This window comes from Alteromonas sp. CyTr2 (genome assembly GCF_947311905.1).
GTDB lineage: Bacteria > Pseudomonadota > Gammaproteobacteria > Enterobacterales > Alteromonadaceae > Alteromonas > Alteromonas macleodii.
Window position 1 is genome coordinate 107,541 of sequence record NZ_CAMZMZ010000005.1, and the last position, 17,190, is coordinate 124,730.

Below are 17,190 nucleotides of genomic sequence, written 5' to 3' on the forward strand. Positions count from 1 at the left end.
GCAGTATGATTGACGACCAAGCGAGTAGCTTAAGAAAAATGAAGCAATCACGGTTAATCAAAGTAATCGCCGTCACCGGTGGCAAAGGTGGCGTAGGTAAAACAAACATTACATTGAACACCGCTATCGCCATGGCGAAGCAAGGTAAACGTGTAATGGTTCTCGATGCGGACCTCGGTCTTGCTAACGTAGACGTTATGTTAGGTTTGCGTGTTGAGAAAAACTTATCCCACGTGCTTTCCGGCGAATGTACACTTGATGAAGTATTAGTGACCGGTCCGCACGGAATAAAGATCGCCCCTGCCACATCAGGCACGCAGTCGATGGCAGAATTGTCGCCAACGCAACACGCTGGCCTAATTCGTGCCTTTAGTGAGCTGCGCTCGCAAATTGACGTGCTAATCGTTGATACAGCGGCAGGTATTTCAGACATGGTGTTGAGCTTTTCAAAAGCCTCACAAGACATCATGGTCGTTGTGTGTGACGAGCCTACTTCATTGACAGATGCGTATGCATTGATAAAAATTCTGAATAGAGAGCACGGTGTTTTCCGCTTCAAAGTTGTGGCTAATATGGTGCGCGACGTGCGAGAAGGCCAAGAGCTATTTAGTAAATTAAGCAAAGTGACAGGGCGTTTTTTAGATGTTGCACTAGAATTAGTGGCGACAGTACCGTTTGACGAGAACATTCGTAAAGCAGTGCGTAAACAAACAGCCATTGTCGATGCTTACCCAGGTTCACCGGCAGCCGTTGCAATAACACAGTTGGCGAGTAAAGCCTTAACATGGCCTATTCCAGCGCAGCCAGGTGGCCATTTAGAGTTTTTCATTGAACAATTAGTTGCAGAAAAAGCCGTAGGAAGTCAGCGTTGAACAGCAAGGCAGCCGCTTATCAACAACAAACCGATAAAGCGCAGTTAGTCGAAAGACATGCGCCATTGGTTAAGCGTATAGCGCATCACTTGATAGCGCGATTGCCGGCTAGTGTTCTTGTAGACGATTTAATTCAATCAGGCATGATTGGATTATTAGAAGCCGCGCGAAACTTTGATGGTTCAAAAGGAGCCAGCTTTGAAACGTTTGCCGGCATTCGCATTCGCGGTGCTATGCTAGACGAAATTCGCAAAGGGGATTGGACACCGCGTTCAGTTCATCGAAATGGCCGAGCGATCACTGAAGCAATTTCGCAAGTAGAAAGCGAAACAGGCCGCGATGCTAGAGATTCTGATATTGCTGATAAGCTTAATGTAAGCTTGCAGGACTATCACCAAATGCTTAATGAAGTAAATGCCGGAAAGCTGGTAGGTATTGAAGATTTAGGTGTGTCAGAAGATGTTATTTCGACAGAGCAAAATCGAGGTAGCGACGCACCACTGGAAGATTTAATGCAAGGCGCTTTCCAAAAAGCGCTTGCCCATGCAATTACGACATTACCTGAAAGAGAAGCGATTGTTCTTTCGCTGTATTATGATGAAGAGCTGAACCTAAGAGAAATTGGTGAGGTTCTTGATGTAAGTGAATCGAGAGTCAGTCAAATTCACAGTCAGGCCATGTTAAAACTCAAATCACGAATGAAGTCGTGGCAAGCTGACGAAGAATAGAAATTAATAACAATTAACCCCTCACTGGAGGCTATTTTGGACAAAAGCATGAAAATTCTCGTGGTCGATGATTTTTCTACCATGAGACGTATCATCAAAAACCTACTTAAAGATTTGGGTTTTTCCAACATCCAGGAAGCGGATGACGGAAGTACTGCATTGCCTATGTTGCAGCAAGGTGATTTCGATTTCGTAGTTACCGATTGGAACATGCCTGGTATGCAGGGTATTGACTTGCTTCGCGCGATTAGAGCCGATGACAAGCTCAAGCACCTACCAGTGCTTATGGTTACTGCTGAAGCGAAGAAAGAGCAAATTGTTGCCGCCGCGCAAGCAGGTGTTAATGGCTACGTTGTTAAGCCGTTCACTGCAGCAACACTTAAAGAAAAATTAGATAAAATATTCGAACGTTTAGGTTGATCCAGACGCTCACCAGAGAAATGAGGTTTACTGGATGTCAACGAATGTAAACGTTCCAATTTCGTTGGAAGAAGCAAAACAGCTTGTCACCTACCTTGAAGAGGGTGACAACGCTTCAGCCAATGCCCTATTAGAAGCGGCCTCAATGAAAGAAAACGTTGAGTTATTTGCCGAAGTAGGGAAACTGACGCGTCAGCTCCATGACGCGCTGAATAATTTCCAAATAGACGACCGCATTAAAAATCTCGCGACCGATGATATTCCCGATGCACAATCCCGCCTAACCTACGTAATTGAAGAAACTGAAAAAGCTGCTAATACTACTATGGATGCCGTTGAAGCGAGCATGCCTATAGCTGAAATGCTGTCGGCGCGCATCGAAAAGGTTATGCCTGAGTGGAAGAAGCTGATGAATCGCCAAATAGAGTTGGGTGAATTCAAGGCTTTATGCGCAGACTTAGACGAATTGTTGGAAGAAGGTTCGGCACAGTCAGCTAAACTTACACAGTTACTTACAGAAGTATTGATGGCTCAAGGTTATCAAGACTTAACTGGTCAGGTTATTCGCCGCGTTATCGACTTGGTTAAAGAAGTGGAAGACAGCTTAGTTAACATGCTTACCATGTTTGGTGAACGCGACGGTGCAGAACAAACTAAACCATCTAGCGTTAAGGCCGATAAGGTTGATGGTGTAGAGGCAGAAGGCCCTATCATTGATGCCGATAAGCGCGACGACGTCGTGTCAGGCCAAGATGATGTAGATGATCTTCTGTCTAGCTTAGGTTTTTAGGGGAGCGGGCGCATGTCGTTTGATGTTGACGAGGATATATTACAGGACTTTCTAGTTGAGGCTGGAGAGATACTTGAACAATTACAAGAACAGCTCGTTGATCTTGAGAACAATCCTGAAGATGCGGATTTGCTGAATGCAATTTTCCGTGGTTATCACACAGTTAAAGGGGGAGCAGGGTTCCTGTCTCTTACCGAGTTAGTAGAAATTTGTCACGGTGCGGAAAACGTCTTTGACGTAATGCGTAACGGTCAACGAACACTAACCCCTGAACTGATGGATATTATTCTGCAAGCCACAGATGTGGTGGTTGAAATGTTTGAACGAGTGAAAGCTCGGGATCCATTAGAGCCAGCAGATGCACACCTAGTAGACTTGTTACACAAACTAAGTCGCCCGGAATCTCCAGATGAGAATATTTTTGGTGAACAAAGCGCGCCGGTGTCAGAACCTGAGCCCGCGATTGAAGAGCCAGAATTAGTTGTTGAAGAGCCTACTGCACAGGCACCAAGTTCTGGTGATAGCGGCGGTATTGACGAAATCACTGAAGATGAGTTTGAAGCGCTGCTTGATGAGCTTCATGGCTCTGGGGCACCAGGACAGTCCTCAGCGGCTAAAAGCGAACCTGCAAAGGCTGCTGCACCTGCTGCCGCTAGTGATAACGACGATATCACCGACGAAGAATTTGAAGCGCTGCTCGATGATTTACATGGCAAAGGCAAGTTTGGTGGTGAAGAAGCTGCGCCAAAGGCAAATGCACCAGCTCCAGCTCCAGCACCAGTTACGCCGAGTGAAGCTGGTGATGAAGAAATCACCGATGACGAATTTGAAGCACTGCTTGACCAACTGCATGGCTCAGGGCAAGGGCCTACCAAGCAGGGAGCCGTTTCAAAGGCGCCAGAGCCTCCTGTAGATAAGGCAGCAACAGAAGCGGTTCAAAAAGCGAAACAAGCAGCGCCAGCTGCGCCAAAAGCGACGCCTGCTCCTAGCGCCGCAGCGCCAGCTAAAGCAAGCACACCTGCTGCACCAAAAGCAGCGCCTAAAAAAGATGAGAAGAAGGCGGCACCAGCTGCGCCTCCTGCTGAGACTACAGTACGTGTAGATACCAAGCGCCTTGACCAAATTATGAACATGGTGGGTGAACTCGTACTAGTGAGAAACAGGCTAATAAGCTTGGGTATCAACAGTAACGACGAAAGCATGTCCAAAGCCATTGCCAACTTAGATGTGGTAACGGGCGACTTGCAAGGTGCGGTAATGAAAACCCGCATGCAACCTATCAAGAAGGTGTTTGGTCGTTTCCCTCGCGTTGTTCGAGACCTCGCTAGAAGCTTGAAGAAAGAAATAACCCTTGAGCTTGTGGGTGAGGAAACTGATTTAGATAAAAACCTGGTTGAAGCACTGGCCGATCCACTTGTGCATTTGGTGAGAAACTCCGTCGACCATGGTATTGAAATGCCTGATGATCGTGCTGCAGCGGGTAAACCGCGCATGGGTACGGTTCAGCTATCGGCATCTCAAGAAGGCGATCATATTCTTCTAACCATCGAAGATGATGGTAAAGGAATGGATCCTGAAAAGCTTAAAGAAATTGCTATTAGTCGCGGTGTACTAGACGCAGATGCAGCTGCACGGATGTCGGATGTTGAAGCGTTTAACTTGATATTCGCGCCAGGGTTCTCAACCAAAACAGAAATTAGTGATATTTCTGGCCGCGGTGTGGGCATGGACGTGGTTAAGACTAAAATTAACCAACTTAACGGCACCGTGAACATAGATTCACAGCTAGGAAAAGGCACGCGACTGGATATCAAAGTTCCGCTAACGCTAGCCATTCTTCCGACGCTAATGATTGTTGTAGGAAAACAAACCTTTGCGTTACCATTAGGTGCGGTGAACGAAATAATAAATATGGACATCAAAAAGACCAACACGGTCGATGGCCAGCTAACAATGATAGTTCGTTCAAAAGCAATTCCGTTGTTCTTCCTTGGTGAATGGTTGATTCGAGGTCCCAAAAACATCGATAGAGAAAAGGGACACGTTGTTGTAGTGCAAATTGGTACACAACAAGTAGGATTCGTAGTAGACGCGCTAATAGGCCAAGAAGAAGTGGTTATTAAACCTCTTGATGCATTATTGCAAGGCACGCCTGGTATGGCGGGAGCCACGATTACGTCAGACGGTGGAATTGCACTAATTTTAGATATTCCGAGCCTGCTTAAACGGTATGCGCGTAAACCCATCAAGTAAGGCGATGAATTAACAGGAATAATAATCCATGGTCTTTAAAGTCCTTGTCGTGGACGACTCGACTTTTTATCGTCGTCGAGTAAAAGAAATACTCGATGGCGATAGGGAACTTGAAGTTGTTGGGGAAGCGAGAAATGGGCGCGATGCACTTGAAAAAGCAGAAGCGCTTAAGCCGGATGTGATAACGATGGATGTTGAAATGCCTGTCATGGACGGCATTTCAGCTGTAAAGGCCATAATGGACAAACGGCCTACACCTATTCTTATGTTTTCTTCGCTTACGCATCATGGTGCGCAAGCGACATTAGATGCGTTAGAAGCGGGCGCGCTCGATTTCTTACCGAAGAAATTTGAAGATATCGCGCAGGACAGAAAAGACGCATCGCGCTTGTTGTGTACAAAAGTACGCTTAATAGCGCGTCGTGGTATTGGTCTTAAGCGTCCGTCGTTTCGCTCTACAGAGGCAAGAAAGCTTCCTGATAATGCGCCAAAGCAGGCGTTTTTTAAAACATCAGGGTTGCTATCAGGGCATAAAGACGCAGCCAAACAACCAACCGTTTCGTCTGTAAGAGCGACGGGAAAGCACTACAAGTGTTTGGCAATTGGGGCTTCTACAGGCGGGCCTGTGGCGCTTCAAAAAGTGTTGTCTCCTTTACCTGCAGAGTTTCCATACCCCATTTTGCTTGTACAACACATGCCTGGAACATTTACTACGGCATTTGCACAGCGTTTAGACACAAACTGTAAGATTAGAGTAAAAGAAGCCGAGCACGGCGACATTCTAAAGCCAGGTCATGCGTATCTTGCTCCCGGTGGGAAGCAAATGTTGCTAGAAACCATAGGTGCGAATAAACGCATTGCCATTGTTGATGCAAGTGCGAGTGACAAGGTGAATTATAAGCCCAGTGTTGATCTCACTTTCAGTTCTCTGGCTAAAGCTTATGGTGGGGATGTATTAGGAATTATATTAACGGGTATGGGAGCTGACGGCAGAGAAGGATGCCGAATGCTCAAGGAAAAAGGCGCAACGATTTGGGCTCAAGACCAAGATTCCTGTGTTGTGTACGGTATGCCTCAAGCCGTAGCCGTTGCCAATATATCCAGTAAAAATATAAACATTGATGATATGAGCAGTTGCGTTCAAACCGAAATGCGATAGCAGTTTGAACAGTAATGGAACAGCAAATATGAAAGTGTGGACAGTAGCGAATCAGAAAGGTGGTGTAGGAAAGACTACCACTACGGTGAGCCTTGGCGGCTTGCTTGCACAGCAAGGCAAGCGAGTGCTCATGATTGATACTGATCCACATGCATCGCTGAGTTATTACTTCGGTATCGATGCAGAAGCGTCAAGTCATTCAGTTTACGATATTTTTATTAAGTCTAATGACATTACGGCCGATAATGTTATGGATTGTCTGTGCCCGACAAAGTTAGACAACTTATATGTGCTTCCTGCAACAATGGCGCTCGCGACCTTAGATAGAACGATGGGTAGCGAACAAGGTATGGGCTTAGTCCTAAAAAAAGCGTTGGCAAAAATAGCAGGAGAATTTGATGTTGCTATCATCGATTGCCCTCCAGTGCTTGGGGTGCTGATGGTTAACGCTCTTGCAGCGTGTGACAAGGTTATCGTGCCTACCCAAACGGAGTATCTGGCGCTTAAAGGGCTAGACAGAATGATTCGTACCATGGAAATTATGGGACGTTCGTTGGACAAATCCTTTGATACTGTGATTATTCCAACTATGTTTGATAAGCGCACTAACGCGGCGCTTGCATCGCGAAAGCGCTTAATGAATGACTATGGTGAGCGCGTGTGGGAAGGGGTTATTCCCGTCGATACGCACTTCAGGGATGCAAGTTTAGTACAGCTTCCCATTTCCGCAGCGTACCCCAAAACACGTGGTGTGTCTGCGTACGAGAAACTATTAGCGGTATTGGAGAAATAACGAGAACATGAGCAAGCAATCGCCTTTTGCCCGTGAAGAAGTGATGGAGGCATACCTTGATAGCCTCCTCAAAGAGCCAGAAGCACCGGAAGATGTGACTGCGCGCACGGCAAAATTGCTCGAGCAGGCTTCTCAGCAGATGGCTGAAACGGCACTTGCTTCTACCGCCAATGAAAGTGAGCCGCAATCGAATGAACAAGAAGTGATAGCGGAAAAGGTTACATCGTTAATTGAAACGCAAAAAGCAGAGACAATTGAAGATGAACAGCAACAGTCTCACGCAGAAACTTTAGTAGAAAATGAACAAGAAGCTGCGTTAAACCGCGCTGAAAAAACAAAAGTTCCACTAAAGGATACTCTCGGTTTTCGCTTTCAGGCGCTATTCTTTGAGGTTGCAGGGTTAACACTTGCGGTGCCTTTGACGTCGCTAGGTGGGATCCACCAAATTGAGAAGATTGGCCCTTTATTTGGAAAACCTGATTGGTTTATGGGTGTAATGTTGCACAGAGAGTCTAAACTAAGTGTTGTTGACTCTGCAAAATGGGTAATGCCAGAAAAATATGACGAAAACCTCGCACAATCGCTTAACTACCGATATCTTATAATGTTAGGGGAAAGTGCGTGGGGTCTGGCTAGTGAAAAGCTAGTCAATACGGTCAATTTGACTACCGATGATGTTAAATGGCGCGAGTCCACAGGTAAGCGTCCCTGGTTAGCAGGGATGGTTAAAGAAAAAATGTGCGCGTTAATTGACGTTGAAGAATTAATATCTATGCTTAACAAAGGCTTAGGCAGTAACGACCAGACGCCATAGTATTGGGAGCCAGGTTCATGAGCGACGAAAGAATAAATAATAACGCCACCGACAGCAACGACGAAGTCCTTCAATGGGTAACGTACCGCTTAGGTGAAGAAACTTACGGTATCAACGTGATGCAAGTTCAAGAGGTCTTGCGTTATACCGAAATAGCCCCTGTACCCGGTGCACCTGACTATGTACTTGGTATTATCAATCTGCGTGGTAACGTAGTAACGGTTATTGATACACGTGCTCGTTTCGGATTACCGCCAACAGAAATTACTGACAATACCCGTATCGTTATTATTGAGTCTGACGAGCAGGTGGTTGGTATTCTGGTGGATAGTGTCGCTGAGGTGGTTTACTTGAAATCTTCAGAGATTGACAGTGCCCCTAACGTAGGTACTGAAGAGAGTGCTAAGTTTATCCAAGGTGTAAGTAATCGCGACGGCGAACTGCTTATTCTTGTAGATCTTAATAAATTGTTAAGCGACGAAGAGTGGGATGAGCTTAGCAACATCTAAATAAATGAATAGGCGGTATTGATTATAATATTGCCTACATTTCCCCAAGGGTTATGTCCATGGATTGGCAGCTTGCTGCACCTACCTTATTAGAACTCATACTGTGTATTCTTGTAGTTATACTCATCGCCGCGATGGGTGTGCTGTATTCACACATTAAGCAGTTGCGTTCTGCATTAAGCGAAAGCGAACATGCTAACGCAGAGGCTATTGCCCGCACTGAAGCCCTTGCTAAAAATGCAAATAATCAACAAACTGAGGCGCAAGCACGCACCTTGGTGATCACTCGACACCTTCAAGAGTTAGACGAAAAGCAAACTGATATTGAAAACCAGCTTCGAGAACTCAAGCTTCAAGATCCTTCCCTACGCCTATATCAGCGTGCGGCGGACTTAGTCAAGCAAGGCGCTAGCATTGATGAAATTATTGAAGCCTGCGACATTCCTCGTGCCGAAGCTGAGATGTTGGTAATGGTGCATAAACAAAATAATTAGTATTTTTGAGCACCAGAGAAAAAAACGTTTAGACGTCTAGACGTAAAGATGTTGACATATCGCCAGTTATAGACACAATACAGATATTGTAATTTATCACTGGAGCCCTCTATGCCAATTCGTATTCCTGAGCAGTTACCCGCGCAGAATGTACTACTAGGTGAAAACATTTTTACCATGGACATGGACAGGGCTGCCAATCAGGATATTCGTCCTCTTGAAGTCGGTATTCTTAATTTAATGCCGAACAAGATAGAAACAGAGGTACAGTTACTTCGCCTGTTATCGAACACGCCACTGCAAATAAACGTGGATTTAATTCGAATTGATAATCAAGCGCCAAAGAATACCCCGCAATCGCACATGGATGCTTTCTATCACGACTTTTCAGCGGTAGCGAATAAGAAATACGATGGCCTCATTGTCACCGGTGCGCCTCTCGCGCTTATCGATTACGAGGAAGTAAAGTACTGGGAAACCATGACCACCATATTGGAGTGGGCGCAGCGTCACGTGAACTCAACCCTTTACTTATGTTGGGCTGCTCACGCCGCCATGTATCACTTTTACGGCATTACACGAGAGCTTAGAGACGAAAAGTTTTCAGGTGTCTTTAAACACAAAGTGAATGACCCGAATAATGAGCTATTAAGGGGCTTTGATCCTTCTTTTTACGCACCACATTCCCGTTATGGGCATATTAACACCTCGTTGTATAACAGCGTCGATGGACTTAGTGTTGTTGCAGAGTCTGACGATGTAGGCGCTTATATTGTGGCGTCAGAAGATAAGCGCATGGTATTTGTAACGGGTCACCCGGAATACGATCCAGATACACTTAAAGATGAGTATTTTCGAGATATTGCCGCGGGACAAACGCCAGTAATTCCAAAAAACTATTTTGAAGGGGATGATCCAGCCAAGTCTCCTATTGTACAGTGGCGCTCACACGGTAGCCTATTGTTTACAAACTGGCTGAATTATTATGTCTATCAGACCACGCCTTACGATTTAAGTCAGCTTGCTGAAAAGTCACAGCCAAAGAGGTAGCACGTGAGCCAAAGACCAAATTCTAGCGCGCAAGCAACGCTTACAGAAGCCGCTAAAAAGCGCATCCTTATATTAGATGGCGCCATGGGCACCATGATCCAGCGCCATAAGTTAGAAGAAGAAGATTATCGCGGAACACAGTTTGCCGACTGGCACTGCGATGTTAAGGGTAACAACGATTTGCTGGTTCTTACCCAGCCCGATATCATCTATCAAATTCACTGTGATTACTTTGAAGCTGGCGCGGACATTATTGAAACGAATACGTTTAATGCTACGACTATCGCTATGGCCGATTACGATATGCAGGCTCAATCCCGTGATATTAATTTAGCTGCAGCTAAATTGGCGCGTAAAGCTGCCGATGAGTTCACAGCAAAGACACCAGACAAACCCCGTTTCGTGGCAGGTGTACTTGGCCCAACAAATCGCACTGCTTCAATTTCGCCTGACGTTAACGACCCAGGCAAACGCAATGTTACTTTTGACGAACTCGTGGAAGCGTATAGCGAGTCTACCGAAGCGCTCATTGAAGGCGGTGCAGATTTAATCATGCTCGAAACCATCTTCGATACACTTAATGCGAAAGCGGCAGCCTATGCGGTAGAGTCGGTTTTTGAAAAGCTGGGTATATTGCTGCCCGTTATGGTGTCTGGCACGATTACCGATGCCTCAGGGCGCACGCTGTCTGGTCAAACCGCGGAAGCGTTTTATTATTCCATGCGACACATCAGTCCATTCTCATTCGGCTTAAACTGTGCTCTTGGACCAGACTTACTGCGCCAATACGTAGATGAAGTTGCTACTGTTAGTGAGTGCTTAATTTCAGCGCACCCTAACGCTGGTTTACCCAACGAGTTTGGTGAATACGACATGGAAGGCCCTGAAATGGCCGAGCACATCAAAGAATGGGCGCAGTCTGGGCTAGTGAATATTGTAGGTGGCTGCTGCGGCAGTACGCCGGAACACATTCGCGATATTGCTAACGCGGTCAATGGAATTGCGCCAAGAAAAGTGCCACAGTTCGAACCCAAAATGCGTTTGTCAGGCCTAGAGCCGTTTGTACACTAGGAGGGCATTATGAGCGCAGAATTTTCTACATTTATTAATATCGGTGAGCGTACCAATGTAACAGGCTCCGCTCGTTTTAAACGACTTATTCTTGAAGGTGATTATGAAACTGCACTTGATGTCGCAAGGCAACAAGTAGAGAACGGCGCGCAGATCATCGATATCAATATGGATGAGGCCATGCTTGATTCTAAGCAGGCCATGATCACCTTTTTGAACCTAATCGCCTCTGAGCCTGATATTAGCCGCGTACCTATTATGATCGATTCGTCTAAATGGGATGTTATCGAAGCAGGACTTAAGTGTGTACAGGGCAAAGCGATTGTTAACTCTATTAGCTTAAAAGAAGGGGAAGAGCTCTTCTTAAACCAAGCCAAGCTAATAAAGCGTTATGGTGCAGCAACCGTAGTGATGGCGTTTGACGAGACCGGCCAGGCCGATACACAAGCTCGAAAAGTAGAAATTTGTCAGCGTAGCTACAAGCTGCTGACAGAAGAAGTCGGCTTTCCACCTGAAGATATTATTTTTGACCCTAACATTTTCGCAGTAGCGACGGGTATTGAAGAGCACGATAACTACGCGGTTGATTTTATTGAAGCGACCCGCGAGATACGTAAAACCTGTCCGTACTCACATATTTCTGGTGGCCTTTCTAATATTTCATTCTCGTTCAGAGGGAACAATCCGGTTCGCGAAGCTATGCACTCGGTATTCCTATATCACGCTATTCGAGCCGGTATGGATATGGCTATTGTGAATGCAGGTCAGCTAGAGGTATATGACGAAATACCCGCTGAATTGCGCGATGCGGTTGAAGACGTGATTTTAAACCGCAGAAGTGATGCTACTGAACGCTTACTCGATATTGCACCGAACTATCAAGGAGACGGTAAAGCGGCCGCAAAGGAAGATTTATCCTGGCGCGAGCAAGAAGTGAATAAGCGCTTAGAGCATGCGCTTGTTAAAGGCATTACCGATTACATCATTGAAGATACTGAAGAAGCGCGTCAACAAGCTGAGCGTCCGTTACATGTTATTGAAGGGCCGTTAATGGACGGCATGAACGTAGTAGGGGATTTGTTCGGCGAAGGAAAAATGTTTCTTCCTCAGGTAGTAAAGTCGGCCCGTGTAATGAAAAAGGCGGTAGCCCATTTACAGCCATACATTGAAGAAGAAAAGTCAGACGATGCGAAAAGCAACGGTAAAATTCTTCTCGCTACGGTAAAAGGTGACGTTCACGATATCGGTAAAAATATCGTAGGCGTGGTACTTCAGTGCAATAACTTTGAAGTGATTGATCTTGGCGTAATGGTGCCAGCGGCGACAATCTTACAAACCGCTAAAGATGAAAACGTTGATATGATAGGCCTGTCGGGCCTTATTACACCTTCACTAGATGAAATGGTTCACGTTGCCAAAGAAATGGAGCGTCAGGGCTTTGATATCCCGCTGCTTATTGGCGGGGCGACGACGTCTAAAGCGCACACTGCGGTAAAAATTGAACAAAATTATCATGCACCTGTGGCTTATGTTCCAAACGCAAGTAGAGCAGTAGGCGTGTGCCAGCGTCTTTTAAACAAAGCGTCTCGCGATATTTACGCGCAGGAACTGGCAAAAGAATACGATACGGTACGCGAACAGCACGCCCGTAAGAAGCCGCGCAGCAAGCCGGTGACGTTAGAACAGGCCAGAGAAAACGCTTTTAGGCCAGATTTTACGACTTTGCCAGTAAAACCTGCGAGCCTGGGTGTAACACCGGTAACCGCCGATTTGGCTAACCTGCGTAACTACATCGACTGGACACCTTTCTTCTTAACTTGGTCGTTAGCAGGCAAGTACCCACGTATACTTGAAGATGAGGTGGTGGGAGAGCAAGCACAGTCACTGTTTAACGACGCCAACGCCATGCTGGATAAAATTATCGAAGAGAACAGCCTTCAGGCGAAAGGCGTTATCGGCTTGTTTCCTGCCAATCGCGTTAATGACGATGTTGAAGTTTATACCGATGAGTCGAGAAACCAGATTCAAGGTGTTGCCCATCACTTGCGTCAGCAAACCCTAAAAGACAAATTCGCTAATTATTGTTTAGCAGACTTTGTAGCTGAAAAGTCGAGTGGCATAAATGATTATGTGGGCGCTTTTGCCGTCACCGGCGGTATAGGTGAAGACGAGCTTGCTGATAGCTATATTCAGACTGGCGATGACTACAACGGTATTATGGTTAAAGCGGTGGCAGACAGGCTTGCCGAAGCGTTTGCGGAATATCTGCACAAGCAAGTGCGTAAGCACTATTGGGGCTACGCCGCTAACGAATCACTGAGTAACGAAGAACTTATCCGCGAAAAATATCAGGGCATTAGACCGGCACCAGGCTACGCTGCGTGTCCAGAACACACCGAAAAGCAGCTTATTTGGGATTTATTGTCAGCAGAGCAGCATACAGGTATGAAGCTTACGGAAAGTTACGCCATGTGGCCGGGGGCGTCAGTATCGGGTTGGTATTTTGCTCACCCTGATGCCAAATACTTTGCTGTCGCCAAAATTCAAGCCGACCAAGTAGAGGATTACGCCACACGTAAAGGCTGGACCTTGGAAGAAGCTGAAAAGTGGTTGGGTCCAAACTTAAGTGATTAATGCTGATTAGGCAGGTAACGTGTATGCAAATCGAAAAGCCTTTTAGTCAGGCTTGTGAGAACAACAAGCGCGCCATTTTGAGCGTGCTTGAACGTAAATTTGCCAATTGCCGACAGGTATTAGAGATAGGGAGTGGAACAGGTCAGCACGCCGTATTTTTGGCTGAGCATTTGCCCCATCTTATTTGGCACACAAGCGACCAACCACACTATCACGAAGGCATTGCCGCGTGGCTGAGTGATTCAAATACGGGGAATGTGAAACCTCCCATAGCATTTACCGTTGGGCAAGATGACTTTCCCAACCTCGACATAGACGGGATTTTTACGGCAAACACCGCGCATATCATGCAAAAAGAAGAGGCGAAGCTACTCATGGAATCAGTAGCGTTGCACTTACCCAAAGGGGGCGTATTCTGTCAGTATGGCCCTTTTACACATAGTGGTAAGTTTACTTCTGAAAGTAACCAAGCCTTCCATACTTCGCTTTTAGCGCGTGGTTATGGTGGCTACCGCGATATCAATGAGCTTACTGCTTGGGCAGGCGAGTTAAGCTTGCAAGAAATAATCGACATGCCCGCCAATAACCATATGCTTATTTGGCAAAAACGCTAAAGAAGTATCAAGGCTGCAGCACTTTGCTTTAAAAACAGTTAAAGCAAAGAAAGTCAGCACTCACATCAAAGGAGTAACTATGAGCTTTAAAGTAAACCATTATTTCGACAATAAAGTGAGCTCGATTGGGTTTGAATCTGCAAACGGCCCCTGCACCTCGGGCGTGATGTCGCCGGGTGAATATACATTTTCTACATCACAAAAAGAGCTAATGAAAGTGGTTGAAGGTGAGCTAGTTGTGAAGCTTCCGGGAAGTGACGAATGGCAATCTTTTGCTACAGGCAGCAGCTTTAATGTACCCGCCGATGCTTCTTTTGACGTAAAAGTGTCTACGCCTACCGCTTATCTTTGCTTTTACAGCTAATTCTTAAAAGCGTTTAATTCACTCTGTATTTGAACTTTCGTAGAATTGACTTTCAGAGGTTGTAAAATTTCTCTGTATATCTCAAAGTATTAGAAGTGCAAGCGAGCTTGGCTCACTTGCGCTTTTATACTAATAAAACTAAACCTGAAATGTGTGCGAATTATCAGGGCCTGTTGACCTTTGATGTACGAATTTTGGTCTAAATGGAAGCCTTTTAATCGCGAAACAGTCCTGCAAGCCTAGTGGGCTAAGTTAAAGGGCTGTGACAAAGAGTAAAAGGCTTCCATAACGACCCCTTCGGGCAGCGCCTTTGTGCCATCTATACTGCGTTGAATGTTTTCGACTTAGAACCACGAAACCGTCAAACATCCGCCTTGTCTAGATGGCACAAAGACCGCTGCAAAAATGTACAACAAAGGTCAAGAGGCCCTAGTGCTGGAATACACTTTTCACACGTTGTGGCGTTTAGTAAACAATGAGAAGTACAAATGAAATCCATATCACTCCAAAAAAAGTTCATGCTTATCGTTGGCGGTAGCATAGCTTTGATGTTACTCATTACGGCGTTTTTCTTAGTCAATACCGTTGCAGATAACACCCGCAGTCGCGTAGAAAAAGAGCTTAAATCCTTAGTTGCACGTGAGGCTAATGACGTTGAAGGCTTCTTCGCAACCTATGGCGGCGTTGCTAGAGCATTCCTAAGTAGTCCTTTTCTACAAGATTTTTTTACGCGCCATAACACGCGAGGGGCGCCCGAAAGCCAACTGACTCAATCCAAAGATATCTATGCCACATTTGAGGGCATCAGCAGTCAAGATCCCATTATTAAATCGGCGTTCTTTGGTTCAGCTAAGACGGGTGAATACTTCTATGAAGAGGGCCGAGTCGGCGTCGACACTTCGGGTCCTGATGCTGGCAATCCTAACGCCGGTTACTTTGCAACTAAGCGTCCGTGGTTTACTACTGCCGTAGAAAAAGGAAAGCTATATGTAACGCCTCCTGCTGTCGATTCCCAAGATGGAAGCGTATCTGCAGTAGTACAAACCCCGATATACAAAAATGGAGCGTTACTAGGCGTTGGCGGTGTCGATATTCTTATTAGCACGGTGGGTAAGGTCATAGATGCCATTCGTTATGAAGAACAAGGCACGGCGTTTTTACTCGATGAAAACCAAAACATTGTTTACTTTCCAAAACAGAGCAAAGCGTTGCCACTAAGCTCCTCTATTCGCAACTTTGACAGCGTGTTTGATAGCACTGAAGGGTTTGGCAAGTTGGCAAGTAATATAGCGGCTAATGAATCTGGTATTGTGCACGTAACCTGGAAGGGGGAAGACTATGTTGCGGTTTTTGAGCACGCTCAGTTAACTAACCCACAAATGAATTGGTCGCTGGGCATTCTTATCCCTGCAAGCATCATTGATAGCCCTATAAATAATGCAATTACTACGGCAATTATCGTCGCCTTTGTGATTATTGGATTAATAGCGCTTATTACTTATTTTGCGAGTGCTAAAGTCACTCAACCTTTGGTCGAAATGCGCAACGCAATGGCGGAAATAGCGCATGGCGACGGCGACTTAACCAAGCGTCTGGAAGTTAAGAGCAACGACGAAATCGGTGCGCTTGCCATAGAGTTTAATACCTTTACCGATAAACTAAGATCATTGCTAAAAGATACTGCCGCTAACACTAAGGCTGTTTCTGATGCAGCGGATCACCTTCGAGATGTGAGTCACGCGACTAGCAAGGAAATTAACCAAGAGCGTAGTCAGGTGGACAATGTGTCTACGGCAGTCACGCAGATGGCTGCTACCGTCGTTGAAATTTCAAAAAATGCGGCACAGTCCAGTGACGCCGCGACTAAAGCAGATGAATTGGTACAAGCCGGCAGTGAGCAAGTGCAAGATGCCATGAGGGAAATTCGCGCGCTGGCTGACGCCATCAGTCAGGGTGTTGAAGTAGTGGGCGGATTGAGCAAAGAGTCAGATAGCATCGGTGCTGTAGTCGATGTAATTAACAGCATTGCTGAACAAACTAATTTACTGGCATTAAACGCAGCCATTGAAGCGGCGAGAGCCGGTGAACAGGGGCGCGGCTTTGCCGTTGTTGCAGATGAAGTTCGCTCATTAGCAAGTCGTACACAAGAATCGACGACTGATATACGAAAAATGGTAGAGCGATTGCAGGCAATGTCTGAGCAGACCAACAGTGTTATGCAGGAAGGACAAACCCGTTCTCAATCTGGTGTCGATAAGACAGAGAAAGTGGTCGAAACGCTTAAAGACATTACCCAGTCTATAGGTTTGGTTCACGAGCAAAGTACTCACATAGCACTGGCGACCGAGCAGCAAACGGAGGTGGCGCAAGATATTAATAAGTCGCTCGTAGCTATCACTGGTTTAAGTGATAAAACTAGTCAGCATGCAGAAGAGTTAGCTGTGGAAGCTACGCAGTTAAGTGCCGTTTCTGGTGACTTAAAAGAATTGGTGGGGCAGTTTAGAATTTAGCGCCATTCATACTGTTAACCGCGCATAATGCGCAATAGTCTTTAATTAGAGCGTTTTCGCTTGCCAACATTGTTGGCAAGCGAGTTGTTCTATTCCTTAGTTTGACATAAGTTTC

Annotated in this window: 16 protein-coding genes; all 16 read left to right on the forward strand. The window is 45.9% G+C overall.

Features of this window, described 5'->3' with window-relative positions; genetic code table 11:
- Positions 1-5 precede the first annotated feature (5 nt).
- The 16 genes from QME20_RS05010 to QME20_RS05085 all read left to right on the forward strand — a co-directional run bounded on the left by QME20_RS05010 (position 6) and on the right by QME20_RS05085 (position 17,075).
- Positions 6-872: a MinD/ParA family protein gene (locus tag QME20_RS05010; protein WP_014948648.1), complete on the forward strand. Its 867-nt coding sequence runs from the start codon at positions 6-8 to the stop codon at positions 870-872.
- Positions 869-1,600 (forward strand): RNA polymerase sigma factor FliA, encoded by a 732-nt coding sequence (locus QME20_RS05015; protein WP_014948649.1) that lies wholly within the window; start codon positions 869-871, stop codon positions 1,598-1,600. The genes QME20_RS05010 and QME20_RS05015 overlap by 4 nt, the downstream gene beginning before the upstream one ends.
- A 36-nt stretch (positions 1,601-1,636) precedes the next feature.
- On the forward strand, positions 1,637-2,020 hold the full coding sequence (gene cheY / locus QME20_RS05020; protein ID WP_012517682.1) for a chemotaxis response regulator CheY: 384 nt from the start codon (positions 1,637-1,639) through the stop codon (positions 2,018-2,020).
- 34 nt (positions 2,021-2,054) lie between these two features.
- Positions 2,055-2,810 (forward strand): protein phosphatase CheZ, encoded by a 756-nt coding sequence (locus QME20_RS05025; protein ID WP_014948650.1) that lies wholly within the window; start codon positions 2,055-2,057, stop codon positions 2,808-2,810.
- Positions 2,811-2,822: 12 nt separating this feature from the next.
- Positions 2,823-5,063: a chemotaxis protein CheA gene (locus tag QME20_RS05030; protein WP_239238621.1), complete on the forward strand. Its 2,241-nt coding sequence runs from the start codon at positions 2,823-2,825 to the stop codon at positions 5,061-5,063.
- Between the two features lie 28 nt (positions 5,064-5,091).
- The gene (locus QME20_RS05035) at positions 5,092-6,222 is read left to right on the forward strand and encodes a chemotaxis response regulator protein-glutamate methylesterase (protein WP_014948651.1); all 1,131 of its coding nucleotides are present in this window, start codon (positions 5,092-5,094) and stop codon (positions 6,220-6,222) included.
- A gap of 28 nt (positions 6,223-6,250) precedes the next feature.
- A complete protein-coding gene (locus QME20_RS05040) occupies positions 6,251-7,015 on the forward strand; it encodes a ParA family protein (RefSeq protein WP_014948652.1) in 765 nt (254 codons plus the stop codon).
- A 7-nt stretch (positions 7,016-7,022) separates the two neighbouring features.
- On the forward strand, positions 7,023-7,829 hold the full coding sequence (locus tag QME20_RS05045) for a chemotaxis protein CheW (protein WP_281715545.1): 807 nt from the start codon (positions 7,023-7,025) through the stop codon (positions 7,827-7,829).
- Between the two features lie 17 nt (positions 7,830-7,846).
- Entirely contained in the window at positions 7,847-8,338 is a 492-nt protein-coding gene (locus QME20_RS05050) for a chemotaxis protein CheW (protein ID WP_014948654.1), read from the forward strand.
- A 59-nt stretch (positions 8,339-8,397) separates the two neighbouring features.
- Positions 8,398-8,832 (forward strand): DUF2802 domain-containing protein, encoded by a 435-nt coding sequence (locus QME20_RS05055; RefSeq protein WP_014948655.1) that lies wholly within the window; start codon positions 8,398-8,400, stop codon positions 8,830-8,832.
- Positions 8,833-8,943: 111 nt separating this feature from the next.
- On the forward strand, positions 8,944-9,882 hold the full coding sequence (gene metA, locus QME20_RS05060; RefSeq protein WP_039224879.1) for a homoserine O-succinyltransferase: 939 nt from the start codon (positions 8,944-8,946) through the stop codon (positions 9,880-9,882).
- A 3-nt stretch (positions 9,883-9,885) separates the two neighbouring features.
- Positions 9,886-10,953, forward strand: a complete 1,068-nt coding sequence (locus QME20_RS05065) for a homocysteine S-methyltransferase family protein (RefSeq protein ID WP_061094485.1) — start codon at positions 9,886-9,888, stop codon at positions 10,951-10,953.
- Positions 10,954-10,962: 9 nt separating this feature from the next.
- A complete protein-coding gene (gene metH / locus QME20_RS05070) occupies positions 10,963-13,587 on the forward strand; it encodes a methionine synthase (RefSeq protein ID WP_239218570.1) in 2,625 nt (874 codons plus the stop codon).
- Positions 13,588-13,610: 23 nt separating this feature from the next.
- Positions 13,611-14,201, forward strand: coding sequence for a DUF938 domain-containing protein (locus tag QME20_RS05075; protein WP_061485050.1), 591 nt, complete (start codon positions 13,611-13,613; stop codon positions 14,199-14,201).
- A 79-nt stretch (positions 14,202-14,280) separates the two neighbouring features.
- Entirely contained in the window at positions 14,281-14,565 is a 285-nt protein-coding gene (locus QME20_RS05080) for a pyrimidine/purine nucleoside phosphorylase (RefSeq protein WP_039224887.1), read from the forward strand.
- Positions 14,566-15,053: 488 nt separating this feature from the next.
- Positions 15,054-17,075: a methyl-accepting chemotaxis protein gene (locus QME20_RS05085; protein WP_168463525.1), complete on the forward strand. Its 2,022-nt coding sequence runs from the start codon at positions 15,054-15,056 to the stop codon at positions 17,073-17,075.
- Positions 17,076-17,190: the final 115 nt, after the last annotated feature.

Coding starts and splice junctions, on each gene's coding strand:
- QME20_RS05030 (WP_239238621.1), top strand. CDS start 2,823: ATGTCGTTTGATGTTGACGAGGATATATTACAGGACTTTCTAGTTGAG.
- QME20_RS05050 (WP_014948654.1), top strand. CDS start 7,847: ATGAGCGACGAAAGAATAAATAATAACGCCACCGACAGCAACGACGAA.
- QME20_RS05040 (WP_014948652.1), top strand. CDS start 6,251: ATGAAAGTGTGGACAGTAGCGAATCAGAAAGGTGGTGTAGGAAAGACT.
- QME20_RS05025 (WP_014948650.1), top strand. CDS start 2,055: ATGTCAACGAATGTAAACGTTCCAATTTCGTTGGAAGAAGCAAAACAG.
- QME20_RS05075 (WP_061485050.1), top strand. CDS start 13,611: ATGCAAATCGAAAAGCCTTTTAGTCAGGCTTGTGAGAACAACAAGCGC.
- QME20_RS05045 (WP_281715545.1), top strand. CDS start 7,023: ATGAGCAAGCAATCGCCTTTTGCCCGTGAAGAAGTGATGGAGGCATAC.
- metH (WP_239218570.1), top strand. CDS start 10,963: ATGAGCGCAGAATTTTCTACATTTATTAATATCGGTGAGCGTACCAAT.
- QME20_RS05010 (WP_014948648.1), top strand. CDS start 6: ATGATTGACGACCAAGCGAGTAGCTTAAGAAAAATGAAGCAATCACGG.
- QME20_RS05085 (WP_168463525.1), top strand. CDS start 15,054: ATGAAATCCATATCACTCCAAAAAAAGTTCATGCTTATCGTTGGCGGT.
- QME20_RS05035 (WP_014948651.1), top strand. CDS start 5,092: ATGGTCTTTAAAGTCCTTGTCGTGGACGACTCGACTTTTTATCGTCGT.
- metA (WP_039224879.1), top strand. CDS start 8,944: ATGCCAATTCGTATTCCTGAGCAGTTACCCGCGCAGAATGTACTACTA.
- QME20_RS05055 (WP_014948655.1), top strand. CDS start 8,398: ATGGATTGGCAGCTTGCTGCACCTACCTTATTAGAACTCATACTGTGT.
- QME20_RS05080 (WP_039224887.1), top strand. CDS start 14,281: ATGAGCTTTAAAGTAAACCATTATTTCGACAATAAAGTGAGCTCGATT.